Origin of the sequence: Bacillus sp. NPDC057893, assembly GCF_042796455.1 — a bacterium.
Taxonomy (GTDB): Bacteria; Bacillota; Bacilli; order Bacillales; family Bacillaceae_G; genus Bacillus_A.
The window spans coordinates 35,331-47,420 of sequence record NZ_JBHVNG010000005.1; the positions used below are offsets into that span (position 1 = coordinate 35,331).

13 protein-coding genes are annotated in these 12,090 nt (G+C 33.6%); 5 read left to right on the forward strand and 8 right to left on the reverse strand.

Going from position 1 to position 12,090, the window contains the following annotated elements; translation table 11 throughout:
• The first annotated feature begins 145 nt into the window (after positions 1–145).
• The 3 genes from ACFVQC_RS21370 to ACFVQC_RS21380 all read left to right on the forward strand — a co-directional run bounded on the left by ACFVQC_RS21370 (position 146) and on the right by ACFVQC_RS21380 (position 3,186).
• Positions 146–841 (forward strand): response regulator transcription factor, encoded by a 696-nt coding sequence (locus ACFVQC_RS21370; RefSeq protein WP_002147787.1) that lies wholly within the window; start codon positions 146–148, stop codon positions 839–841.
• The gene (locus ACFVQC_RS21375; protein WP_377899200.1) at positions 831–1,988 is read left to right on the forward strand and encodes a sensor histidine kinase; all 1,158 of its coding nucleotides are present in this window, start codon (positions 831–833) and stop codon (positions 1,986–1,988) included. Before ACFVQC_RS21370 ends, ACFVQC_RS21375 begins: the two co-directional genes overlap by 11 nt.
• A 181-nt stretch (positions 1,989–2,169) precedes the next feature.
• Complete coding sequence (locus ACFVQC_RS21380) at positions 2,170–3,186, forward strand: D-alanyl-D-alanine carboxypeptidase family protein (RefSeq protein WP_377899202.1); 1,017 nt, start codon at positions 2,170–2,172, stop codon at positions 3,184–3,186.
• Positions 3,187–3,240: 54 nt separating this feature from the next.
• Here ACFVQC_RS21380 and ACFVQC_RS21385 read toward each other — a convergent pair whose 3' ends face one another.
• From ACFVQC_RS21385 to ACFVQC_RS21405, 5 genes are all read right to left on the reverse strand, one after another.
• Positions 3,241–3,699 (reverse strand): DinB family protein, encoded by a 459-nt coding sequence (locus tag ACFVQC_RS21385; RefSeq protein ID WP_377899203.1) that lies wholly within the window; start codon positions 3,697–3,699, stop codon positions 3,241–3,243.
• A 2-nt stretch (positions 3,700–3,701) separates the two neighbouring features.
• Positions 3,702–4,442 (reverse strand): alpha/beta fold hydrolase, encoded by a 741-nt coding sequence (locus tag ACFVQC_RS21390; RefSeq protein ID WP_264540846.1) that lies wholly within the window; start codon positions 4,440–4,442, stop codon positions 3,702–3,704.
• Positions 4,435–4,995: a nucleoside/nucleotide kinase family protein gene (locus tag ACFVQC_RS21395; protein ID WP_377899204.1), complete on the reverse strand. Its 561-nt coding sequence runs from the start codon at positions 4,993–4,995 to the stop codon at positions 4,435–4,437. Before ACFVQC_RS21395 ends, ACFVQC_RS21390 begins: the two co-directional genes overlap by 8 nt.
• A 47-nt stretch (positions 4,996–5,042) precedes the next feature.
• Complete coding sequence (locus tag ACFVQC_RS21400) at positions 5,043–5,585, reverse strand: GNAT family N-acetyltransferase (RefSeq protein WP_377899206.1); 543 nt, start codon at positions 5,583–5,585, stop codon at positions 5,043–5,045.
• A 104-nt stretch (positions 5,586–5,689) separates the two neighbouring features.
• Positions 5,690–6,046 carry a hypothetical protein gene (locus ACFVQC_RS21405; RefSeq protein WP_219918556.1) on the reverse strand — a complete coding sequence of 119 codons (357 nt, stop codon included), beginning with the start codon at positions 6,044–6,046 and terminating at the stop codon, positions 5,690–5,692.
• Between the two features lie 440 nt (positions 6,047–6,486).
• Here ACFVQC_RS21405 and ACFVQC_RS21410 point away from each other — a divergent pair, with 440 nt between their 5' ends.
• Complete coding sequence (locus ACFVQC_RS21410; protein ID WP_002147814.1) at positions 6,487–6,855, forward strand: FtsB family cell division protein; 369 nt, start codon at positions 6,487–6,489, stop codon at positions 6,853–6,855.
• Between the two features lie 272 nt (positions 6,856–7,127).
• On the forward strand, positions 7,128–7,325 hold the full coding sequence (locus ACFVQC_RS21415) for a hypothetical protein (protein ID WP_002147815.1): 198 nt from the start codon (positions 7,128–7,130) through the stop codon (positions 7,323–7,325).
• Between the two features lie 438 nt (positions 7,326–7,763).
• On the opposite strand, the gene ACFVQC_RS21420 is transcribed toward ACFVQC_RS21415, so the two are convergent.
• The 3 genes from ACFVQC_RS21420 to ACFVQC_RS21430 are packed head-to-tail and all read right to left on the reverse strand — an operon-like array spanning position 7,764 to position 12,086.
• Positions 7,764–9,704 carry an AMP-binding protein gene (locus ACFVQC_RS21420; protein WP_377899207.1) on the reverse strand — a complete coding sequence of 647 codons (1,941 nt, stop codon included), beginning with the start codon at positions 9,702–9,704 and terminating at the stop codon, positions 7,764–7,766.
• Positions 9,705–9,753: 49 nt separating this feature from the next.
• Positions 9,754–11,295, reverse strand: a complete 1,542-nt coding sequence (locus tag ACFVQC_RS21425; RefSeq protein WP_002147821.1) for an acyl-CoA carboxylase subunit beta — start codon at positions 11,293–11,295, stop codon at positions 9,754–9,756.
• A gap of 2 nt (positions 11,296–11,297) precedes the next feature.
• Positions 11,298–12,086 carry an enoyl-CoA hydratase gene (locus ACFVQC_RS21430; RefSeq protein WP_377899208.1) on the reverse strand — a complete coding sequence of 263 codons (789 nt, stop codon included), beginning with the start codon at positions 12,084–12,086 and terminating at the stop codon, positions 11,298–11,300.
• Positions 12,087–12,090: the final 4 nt, after the last annotated feature.

Consider the following 12,090-nt stretch of genomic DNA (forward strand, 5'->3'; position numbering starts at 1 on the left):
TCTTCTATTTTAATTCGTTATGAATGGTTTAATTCCTTTTTAATACGTTACATGAAATTTTATGTAAAATCATTGCTACAAAGTACATAAATGTTTGTTATTATAGTAATGTTGATTAATTGTAAGGAAAGGAACTAACTAAATAATGAATAAAAGCATATTAATTATTGATGATGATAAAGATATTGTAGAGTTACTCGCTGTTTATTTGCGAAATGAAGGATATAACATTTTTAAAGCTTATGACGGTGATGAAGCAATACAAATGATATCTGCATATGAAGTTGACCTTATGATTTTGGATATTATGATGCCAAAGCGAAATGGATTAGAAGTTTGTCAGGAAGTGCGTGAAAATAATACTGTACCTATCCTTATGCTGAGTGCAAAGGCTGAAGATATGGACAAAATATTAGGGCTTATGACAGGTGCAGATGATTATATGATTAAACCGTTTAATCCACTAGAATTGGTCGCTAGAGTGAAAGCTTTGCTGAGAAGATCCTCTTTCCAAAACACTGCTACTCAAAAGAAAGACGATGGTATCATTCGTATTCGAACAGTTGAAATCCATAAGCATAATCATACTGTTAAAGTAAATAATGAATATATTAAGCTTACATCTATTGAATTTGATATTTTATATTTACTAGCGAGCAATACAGGAAGAGTATTTAGTTCCGAAGAAATATTTGAACGTGTTTGGAATGAAGATGGTTATGGTTCAAATAAAACTGTAATGGTTCATATTAGTAATTTACGGGATAAACTTGAAACAGTAATGAATGGAGAAAAATTTATTCATACTGTTTGGGGAGTAGGCTATAAAATTGAGAAATGAAGCATTTGATATTTTAAAAGATATCCCAAAATGGAAGATAATTTTTTGGTTTTTATTAGCTATCACTCTTACACCTATTACTGAATTAATTATATATCGCCTCATTACGAGTGTAATTGAGAGTTCACTTACTCTAACCGAACTCGGTAAAGAATTCATTCGGATTTTTGGTTATGAAAAGTATAAAGGGATTAAGGAATCTTTATGGATGATGATTGTTTCTTATTTATTTTTATTTTCTATTTTTTCATCCTATCTATACATTTTTTATCGTCACGAGAGAAAGCTTTACTATGAAACTTGTATTAAAAAAATGATAGAAGAGATTCGTTATATTGCAAATGGAAACTTCAATCATAAAGTTTCCATCGTAAATCATAATTATTTAGAAGAGTTAGCAACTGGGGTCAATCAAATTGTTGAACAATTAAAAGAGTCAATTGACGAAGAAAGGCAGGCAGAACAAGCAAAAAGTGAACTGATTACAAATGTATCACATGATTTACGTACTCCCCTAACATCTATAGTTGGATACGTGAATTTAATCCATCATGATAATTATAGAGATGAAGTGGAATTACGTCATTACATACAAGTCATTTATGGTAAAGTAACACGTTTAAACGCATTAATGAATGACCTGTTTGAATATACCCGTGTTCAAAATAAAGAGTTAAGTTTATATTCTGCTCCCATTGATATTGTAGAGCTACTTGGACAATTAACTGTTCAATTCCGAATACAAGTTCAAGAAGCTAATATTGAATGCCGCCCTTCTTTCCCCTCTCAAAAACTCATGGTATTAGCTGATGGAGATAAATTAGTGCGCGTATTTGAAAATCTTATTATAAACGCTATCGCTTATGGAAACGAAGGTGGCTATATTGACCTTACCGCTTATGAAAGCAATAATATGATTACAATTGATATAACAAATTACGGCCAACCTATTCCTAGTACAGATTTGCCTCATATTTTTGAACGTTTTTATCGTGTTGAAAAATCACGTTCAACAAACACTGGTGGATCAGGACTCGGACTAGCAATTGCAAAAAGTATTGTCGAACTGCATAAAGGAACGATTGAAGTATATAGTGATGACAAGAAAACAACTTTCACTGTAAAACTACTACCATATAAGAGTTAATACACCATAATTTTAGGTTCAATTTCTAATATGAAAAGAAATTGAACCTTTTATTTTCCATCAATATCCAAAATTTAATAATCTTTTATAATTCTTTAGAAATTCTTTACCTTTTCTTTCTTCCTAATTAAGCATTCCTTTTTACAATATTATTATTGATGTCATAGTAGGAGGATCGCTTATGCAATTCTTTAAAAAATTTACAATTTTATTATTATCTTTTATTATTACTGCACTTATCGTTTTATATTTTTATCTTTATGTTAATGGTCCAATTATTCAAGCTAAATCAGCTATTTTAATAGATGCTAATTCAGGTGAAGTTATTTATAAAAAAAATGAAGAAACCCCTATTCAATCAGCTACTTTGTCTAAATTAATGACAGAGTATATCGTGTTGGAACAACTGAATGACGGCAGAATACAGTTAGATGAATCCGTAAAAATAAGTAACGAAGTATTCCAAGCGGAAACAACTTCTATACAAGTAACAACAAAGGATAAAACGACGGTTCGTGATTTACTTCATGCATTGCTTTTAACAGGAAATAATCGTTCTGCACTCGCACTAGCAGAACACATTGGTGGCAATGAAGATAACTTTACAACGTTAATGAATGAAAAAGCAAAACAACTACATTTATCACAGCCATCTCCTTTTCTAAACTCTACTGGAGTTAATCAAGATACAAATAAGCAATCGAATACAACAGCGAAAGACGCCGCTAAACTAGCAACACAATTAGTAAAGAATTTCCCTTATGTACTGAATATTACGAAACTAACCTCTTACCAATTTACCTTCAAAGATTTTCAAGTTTTCAACACAAATAAAATGATTTATTCCCTTAATGAAAACATTAAACTCCAAGGTGTTGATGGCTTGCAAACTAGTTTTTCAACTAATGGTAATAATAGTTTTGTCGGTACTGCAAAACTAGGAGATACTAGGCTTATTTCAGTAATATTAGAATCCGATGAAGAAAACACTACTTTTATTGAAACAAAAAAATTACTTCAGTACGGTTTTGAACCTTCCTCGTACTCTGCACTCCAAGCTTTTAAAGATGCTCTTACATCTTGGGCAATATTGCTACAGTTTAAAAATTTAATCATACAAACGATGATGATCTTTTTCATCATTACCATTTTAATGTTTTTACATATACGTCAGAAAAAATCAGAGGATTTTAACTAAAAGTTCTCTTTTATATAAAAAGCCGACTTGCATGTAGCAAGTCGGTTTCTAAATCTATAATCCCCTTCCAATTAAATTCGCTGAAACGGGCTGAAGATTTAACTCTCTTGCCCATATTGATAGCTGACCTATATGATGAATTTCATGTACAATTACATGCCTTAAAACTTCACCGTATTTATATGTTTTATCTGTCCATGAAGCTTTCAATATTTTTGATTCGAAGTCGCCAGACCATAACCGCAAAAAGTTATCTAATTCTCGTCTATATAAATCAGATAATGCTTTCACTTTTTTGATTGATTGATAATCTTTAAACTGTGGTTCGTTATCCTCTTTTTCTTGAAGCGCACTAATCCAGCTATACTCAACATCTACAATATGGAAAAGTGTTTCTAAAATACTCCCAACACCTCCAACACGTTTGCGAAGCAATTCCTCCTCTGTAAGCTGTTCACACCACTTAAACCAATCATCTCTTACTTGCCAATTATATTGAAATAAAGTGTACACATTTATCTCTCCCCTACCCCAAGGATCCACTTAACAGCATCTATTACATAATGTGGTTCATCTTTTTGAATATAGTGACCACTATTTTCTGCAATTATAAATTTATTATTGGTTGATAATTGTAATAATTCTTCTTGCAATTGCAACCATTTCAGTTGTGCATCTGCTGAATAAAAAGCTTTTTTTCCAGCAGCTAACACGACAAGTGGAATATCTCTCATTGACTTACAATGTCGATCTGCTTCACCTAGACTAAACATAAACTCTTCATATGAACCTTCATATACAAATTGTTTGTAGTAAGCTTCTTGAAATTCAGAAGACATTATTGGCAAAAAATCTTCTTTATAATTTTCTGGTGTCGAATCGACTAAAACTAATCCCATTGTATCTTCAGGATAAAAAGCCGTAAATAAACGTACATTTATACCCCCAAAAGAATGTCCTACAAAAATATAGGGTGGCTTAAGTTGTAATTGCTTTAAGCAATCTCTTAATTCTTTTACCATTTCAGAACTAATACGTCGCTTATGACTATTATCACTTTTTCCTAACCCAGCTCTATCATATGTAAGTACCGTTCCATATTCCGTCAGCCCATCAGCAATAAGGTCCCATGCCTTTGAATAATCACCATAACCTGCTTCCATTACAATAACAGGTTGCTGCTTGTCTCCTTGGAATATTTTCGTATATATTTTAAAGTCATTCACTTGTACATATTCCTCTATACATTTAACCATTTAGAATCACTTCTTTTTTAGTAAGCTCTTCTACAATATGATCCATTATTTCACTTACAGAAAAAGATCCATCCAATACGATATCTGAATTCGGCTTAACAGTATGAATTGCCTCTAAATAAGCTTTTCTCGCATGTGTCATGTAATGTTTCAAATTATTATGTATTTCACTCATTGTATCTTCTTTAAAATCTCTCAAAATTCTTCTAGCCATCGCAATATCTAAAGGTGTATCGATAAATATAGTTACATCAATGAATTGTCCCACTTCTCTATTTAAGTATGCAAAAGGATAATCTACAATAATATAATCTAAACTACTATCTTGTATAAAACGCTGAATATCATTCATTAGCGGTGTAAGTACCCATTCATCGTAATTAGCTCCATCATCAATCCATTTACAAATATCAACAGGACAGTTATCAAATTTATAACTATCAAAATATAGAGCCTTTGAGTTTTTCAACTCATGAGCTAAACTTTCTGTAATGGTAGTTTTACCGCCCCCTGAAACAGCTGCAATTGAAATTACTTTAGCTTTTTTAACCATGATTCCCACCAAACCCCTTTTAGTTGACATAATAAAATTATAATAAACTATTGTTTTTTATTGTTCCATTCATATTCTAACATACTCATTTCCCATAAATTCCAATACGTTTCTCCTACTTTTTTTGAATCTCTTAATAACCCTTCTTTTACAAATCCTATTTTTTCATAACATGAAATGGCCGACGTATTAAAATCATACACACCAAGAGTTACTCTATGTAGTTTTAATTCTTCAAACGCAATATGAAGTACTGCTTTCATCATATGTCTTCCTATTGAACGCCCTCTCATTTTCGTATTACCAACTAACACTTTTCCAATTCTCGCAGACTTATTTATATCGTCTATTTGCCCAAGTGAAATATGACCGATTACTTCTTTAGTCTTTTCATCTATTACTTTGAAAGCAAGTGTATTTGCACTTTCTATATATTTCTCTAATTGTTGTTCATTTAAAGGATATGTAAATGCATTTCCTGACCACTGTATTAAAAATTGTTCGGAATTAACCCAATTTATTAATTGCTTAAAATCCGTTCTTTTAAAGTGCTCTAGTCTAATCACTCTCATTCTTCTTTCGTACATCATTATTTATAACCTCAAACTTAATTCTATATAAAGAATATATTCTCCTTTTATAACAAATTAAAATAAAGCCATTCATAAGAATGACTTTACAAAAAACAGTATTATTAAGCTTTGTTTGCTACGTCAACACCATTAAAATCAAACTGAGCAGTAACCGTTGTAACAGGAGGGAAAATTGCTTCAATTTTACAAATGGAGATAATTACTCCAACTGATCCAGGAATAGCTGCAAGCTTAACAACATCACAACTTACAGACGACACCGTACCTACATAAGTACGTCCCTCTGTGTTAATTTGAACTGTTTGATTAATTAATTTCTTAAGCTCATCTCTAATTCCTTGTACACAAGAATTATCACATTTCTCATGCTTTTCCTTTTTACACTCTTCGAATATCTCCCAACAATCATCCTGTTTACATGTACACTTCTTTTTACAATTGTTAAATCGAGATCCCAAAACCTCACCCCCTAATCCTTTCTATTAGTAAAGTATGTCCACTAGCTTAAAAGTGTACAAGGCAAACACATAGAAAGGAAAAAACAAACACATATACTACTGTATAAATCCTCAATTCAAACACTCCAAATATGTAGCATTATTAGTATATATGTGCTTTCAACGTCAATAAATATTCTTTTCTTTATTAATTATAAAAGCAGGCCTCTAACAATTAGAGGCCGCTAAATGAGGGAACTTGAATTTTTATTCTGCTGAATTTGAAATTTAGATTACCCTTAGGAGCCTCGCGGACAATTGGTGTTTCTTTTATGTAAATAAGGATTTTATTTACACTTTACAAAATGCAACTATATTAAAATATCTTCTAAAATTCCCATTAAACATTTATAATACTTTTAAGCGTTTTAAATTCTACAATCAGTAATGGAGGCATTTTAATGGGAAACATCCCAAAAGTATCATCACACCAATCAAATCCTAATATACCCTCACAGCAAGTGAACCCTAATACCCAACAAGGTAATATTAAAAAAACAAGACGCCGTATTATAACTATTTTGGCTTTTATATTACCTATAATTTTTGTCCTTCAATATTCTCTGAATAACCAACAAGAAGTAATTAAAGAAAAACAAATCACGCTTAATACGGAGCAACAAAAATTATCTTCTGTAAAGAAGGATGGCCATTCCCTTAAGAATGATGTTAAAGCTTTAACAAGTAGTGAAGAAGAAATTTTAAAATTTGCAAGGAAACTGTATGGATTTTCTAAACCGAATGAAACTATATTTCAAATAACTGAATAAAATTACACTGCATTACCCAAAAGGCGATTTGAAGATAATCGCCTTTTTATATTTAATTTCTAAAGAAATCATACTACTCTCTCTTTCTATCAAATAACTATTTTGTTTACTTTATTAAAATACAACCGTTTGGCATCATAAGTAATTTTTATAATTAGTTAATTTCTCAATGTAGTTTGTGTATATAATTCCATTCAAAGATACATAATACCCACGTAACTATATAAAAACACTTCGTTTTTATATCTAAGTTCAAAAAGGAACTACATAACATGGATAAAAAAGATTTATTAAGTCAACAACTTGATCATGTGTCATTAGATGCGCTGAATACTCCTAGTAAGGCCCAAGAGCAAATGCAAGAAACATCTCAGGAGGCAGATGATTCAAACAAAAAGGACAGTACTCAAGCTTTACATGGCGAAGATTCACCAATTTCAGATGTATATAGAACAACGAACAAACAGTAAATTTAAAAGGGAAAAATCTTAAGAATGAGTGAACTTAATCCTTTTCCCTTTTCCTATTTAAATAACACTTTTATATGAAAACCGTACACATTTTTGACACATCCACTATCACAATCTCCTGAAAATTCGTGATAATATTAATTTGTCGAATACGCCAAATTTCGACATTGCACGACAATAATATCTCCCTTAGTGAATCCCTGTCCCCCAGGGATTTCTCCTTTTATTCATTACTTTTCACTTCACTAAATTTTTACCCTTAACAAAATTCAATCACTCCAATAAATAGACAGCCACAGTATCCTATTTTGATAAAAACTAAAAACATACATACTTAACACTAATAGTAGATTTTTTAACTTCAAATTTACTTTTTCCTTCTTATCTTTTTGTAAACATTAAAAATGAGCTCTATTTACATAGAGCTCATTCGTAATTTTATAGTTTGCTAGACTGCAGTCCTTGAATAAAGGTTACTACTTCAGGATTTACAAGTGATGATAAATCTCCTAATTCTTTTCCTAAGTAAGCTGCTTTAATGACACGTCGCATCACTTTAGAATTTCTTGTTTTTGGTAAATCCTCTACAACATGTATGTCTTTTGGACATAAAGCTTTACCAATATGAGAGTTTACTAAACTCATTAATTCTTTCTTTAACTCTCCAGAGAATGTTATACCGTCTCGTAATACAACAAAACAATGACAAACTTCACCTTTTATATCATCCGGTATACCAATTGCCGCTGCTTCTATTACATCATTATGTTTCACAAGAATAGATTCATATTCAGCAGGCCCAATACGTTTTCCAGCAATGTTTAACGTATCATCTGAACGTCCTGTAATGATATATTGCTCACCGTCATAAATAACCCAATCCCCATGGACCCATTTATTTTCAAAGCGTGACCAATATGTGTTTACATAACGCTCATCATCTTCCCAAAAACTTTTCGTCATACCTACCCAAGGTTTTTCCAAGCATAATTCTCCAACTTCATCACGAATCGGTTTACCTTGATCATCAAGTACAACCGCTGCCATTCCTGGTAAAGATGCATTAAAACTAATCGGTGCTATTGGCTTAATAAGAACATTACCGAAAATCCCACCAGAAATTTCAGTTCCACCTGAATAGTTACAAATTGGGACCTTTCCTTTTCCAACTGTTTCAAACAGCCATATCCACGGATCTGGATTCCAAGGTTCTCCTGTTGACGCGAATACTTCTAAACTTTTTAAAGAATGTTTATTCACATACTCATCACCTTTCGCCATTAATGCACGGATTAACGTTGGCGAAATACCGAGATGAGTAATTTCATATTTATCAACTGTCTCCCATAAGCGGTCTGCTTCTGGAAAGTCTGGGACACCTTCGTACATAACCATCGTTGCTCCATTAATTAAAGAGCCGAATAATAAAAATGGTCCCATCATCCAGCCCATATCAGTTACCCATAATACGCGGTCGCTTTGTTTTATATTCATTCCAAATCCTGCATCAAATGCAGATTTTAGCGGGAAACCAGCATGTGTGTGTACTGTTCCTTTCGGCTTACCAGTCGTTCCTGATGTATAAATGAGCATTAAAGGATCATCACTATGCATTTCTTCAGCATGTATGAATGGTTTTTCTTTTTCTAACGTACTCCATGAAAAATCGTAATTATGCGGTGTAAAATCATTTCCTGCATGACGAACAATTACAACTTTTTCAACAGTTGGACAATGTTCACAAGCTTTATCTACTTCATCTTTTAAAGAAACAATTTTCCCGCGGCGTGAAAAGCCATCTGCGGTAATAATCATTTTTGAACCCGCTGCTTGTACACGCGTCATTACTGCATCAGCAGCAAAACCTGAGAATATTGGTGAAATAATCGCTCCAATTTTCATTACTGCTAACATAGCAACAACTGTTTCAGGAATCATTGGCATGTAAATTGTTACACGATCACCTTTTTCAATACCGGCATGTTTCAAACCGTTGGCAACACGGCTTACCCAGCTGTCAAGCTCTTCATATGTAAATGATTTCGAAGTTCCATTTTCCCCTTCATACATAAGTGCTGCTTGTGTTTTCATTTTATCGTCTGCAAGCCAGCGAGATAAAGCAGATTCTACAACGTTACAAGTGCCCCCAGTATACCACTGTGCAAACGGTGTACCATTTTCTAAATCTAACACTTCTGTATATGGTTCCATCCACTGATAGCCAACTGCTTTCTCAGCTTCTCCCCAAAACCAAGCTGTTTCTTCAATTGACTTATTATAAAAAGCTTCGTAATCTTCATAACCTAATGATTTCATCCAACTAAATAATCGCGTTTTTTCTTTATACTCTTCTGTTGGAAACCAAACTGCTTGTTTCAATGCTTTCCCCTCCTTGACTTTTTGAGCAAGAAAGCCCTAAATAGGGCTTTTAAACTGGATATACAGGATGTTTACGATCCGTGAATACTTGATATTTGCTCATATACATTTCGAATCGTCCTTTTAACTCTTCACGTAAATTATTTGGATGAACAATACCATCAATCACCATCTCTGATGCTAAACGGTAAATATCAATATCTTTCTTATACTCTTCTCGCTTTTCAGCAATAAAGCTTGCACGCTCTTCTTCTGGTAAAGCTGCAATTTTATTTGCATATACAGCATTGACTGCTGCTTCTGGACCCATTACTGCAATAGAAGCTGTCGGTAATGCTAAGCAGCAATCTGGTTCAAACGCTGGACCTGCCATTGCATATAAGCCAGCTCCATATGCTTTTCGAACGACGATAGAAATTTTCGGTACAGTTGCTTCACTCATTGCAGAGATCATTTTTGCACCGTGACGAATAATTCCAGCGCGTTCTACTTTTGTACCAATCATAAATCCAGGTACATCGGCAAGGAATAATAATGGGATATGATATGCATCACATAAATTAATGAACTTCGCTGCTTTATCAGCTGAATCGTGGAATAAAACGCCGCCCTTCATACGCGGCTGATTTGCAATGATGCCAACGGGCTTACCATCAATGCGTGCTAAGCCTGTAATTAGTTCTTGAGCAAATAATTTTTTTACTTCAAAGAAAGAACCTTCATCAATAACTCTGTTAATGAGATCTTTCATATTGAAAGGAGCATTTTGATTTTCTGGGATGATTTGTTCTAACGTTTTATCGAACTGCTTCGGTTCTTGAGGTGTAGCCGTAGGAGTCTTTTCTAAATAGTTGCTTGGAAAATAAGAGATATATTGTCTAGCTTGCGTAATTGCATCTTCTTCTGTCTTACATAATACATCTCCGCATCCTGATACTGAGCAATGCATACGAGCTCCGCCCATTTCTTCTAAAGTTACCTTCTCACCGATAACCATTTCAGCCATACGAGGAGATCCTAGATACATAGAAGCATTTCCTTCCACCATCATAACAACATCACAAAATGCTGGAATATACGCACCACCAGCTGCAGAAGGTCCAAATAATAAACAAATTTGTGGAACCTTACCAGATAATTTTACTTGGTTATAAAAGATTCTTCCTGCACCGCGGCGCCCAGGGAACATTTCAACTTGATCTGTAATACGTGCCCCAGCAGAGTCAACTAAATAAAATAACGGCACACGTAATTTCTCAGCCGTTTCTTGAATACGTAAAATCTTTTCAACCGTACGTGCCCCCCATGATCCAGCCTTAACTGTTGAATCATTTGCCATTACGCAAGCAGTACGACCATGTATTTTACCAGTTGCAGTTACAACACCGTCAGCTGGTAATCCTGTTTGTTCACAATTTGCGAATAATGCATCTTCCACATATTCGCCATTATCAAATAGAAGAGCTAAACGATCACGAACAAAAAGTTTTCCTTTTGCTTTGTTTTGTTCATGATATTTCGGTGCCCCGCCTTGCTTAATTGTTTCAACTCGTTCTTCAAATGAATTAGATTGTTGTTTTTGGTCTAACATATTTACTCCCCCTTATAAATAGGTTTGCGTTTTTCCTTAAATGCCTGTAATCCTTCTAATCTATCTTCCGTATGGATTACACCCTCATACGCCTGTTTTTCCATTTGTAATCCGGTATGTAAATCTACTTGAATACCATTTGAAATTGCTTCTTTTGCTAATCGAACAGCAATTGGACCATTACTAGCAATTTGATTTGCAATTTCAATTGCTTTCTCTTCTAGTAAATCAGCCGGTACTACGAATTCTACTAAACCATACTCTTTCGCTTCTTGCGCCGAAATACGTCTTCCTGTATAAATTAATTCTTTCGCTCTACCAACTCCAATTAATCTAGGTAAGCGCTGCGTACCACCCGCTCCAGGTATAATTGCAAGAGAAGTTTCAGTGAGACCTAGACTTGCAGTGTCAGAAGCAATTCTAAAATCACAAGCTAAGCTTAATTCAGTACCCCCACCAAGTGCGATTCCATTTATAGCAGCAATTACTGGTTGTGGTAATTGTTCAACCATCTCCATAGTAGAACGAATCATACCAACAGCATGGCGAACTTGTTCTTCATTCATGTTGGCACGCTCTTTTAAATCAGCACCCGCACAAAACGCTTTTTCGCCAGCCCCTGTTAAAATAACAACGCGCGTATTTGATTCTTCGTTTATTTGAGTTAATTTAGTTTGTAATTCTTCTAATAATGCCAAAGATAATGAGTTTGCTTGTCTTTCACGATTTAATGAAATCTTTACAACGTGCGGTGTAACATAGTCAACGGAAATGTTTTGTAATTGTAGCATCTTC

What these genes read in the sequence shown, in the direction of transcription:
- ACFVQC_RS21370 (WP_002147787.1), top strand. Translation starts at nt 146, where the DNA reads ATGAATAAAAGCATATTAATTATTGATGATGATAAAGATATTGTAGAG.
- ACFVQC_RS21380 (WP_377899202.1), top strand. Translation starts at nt 2,170, where the DNA reads ATGCAATTCTTTAAAAAATTTACAATTTTATTATTATCTTTTATTATT.
- ACFVQC_RS21390 (WP_264540846.1), bottom strand. Translation starts at nt 4,442, where the DNA reads ATGGTTAAATGTATAGAGGAATATGTACAAGTGAATGACTTTAAAATA.
- ACFVQC_RS21395 (WP_377899204.1), bottom strand. Translation starts at nt 4,995, where the DNA reads ATGGTTAAAAAAGCTAAAGTAATTTCAATTGCAGCTGTTTCAGGGGGC.
- ACFVQC_RS21400 (WP_377899206.1), bottom strand. Translation starts at nt 5,585, where the DNA reads ATGATGTACGAAAGAAGAATGAGAGTGATTAGACTAGAGCACTTTAAA.
- ACFVQC_RS21410 (WP_002147814.1), top strand. Translation starts at nt 6,487, where the DNA reads ATGGGAAACATCCCAAAAGTATCATCACACCAATCAAATCCTAATATA.
- ACFVQC_RS21415 (WP_002147815.1), top strand. Translation starts at nt 7,128, where the DNA reads ATGGATAAAAAAGATTTATTAAGTCAACAACTTGATCATGTGTCATTA.
- ACFVQC_RS21425 (WP_002147821.1), bottom strand. Translation starts at nt 11,295, where the DNA reads ATGTTAGACCAAAAACAACAATCTAATTCATTTGAAGAACGAGTTGAA.
- ACFVQC_RS21430 (WP_377899208.1), bottom strand. Translation starts at nt 12,086, where the DNA reads ATGCTACAATTACAAAACATTTCCGTTGACTATGTTACACCGCACGTT.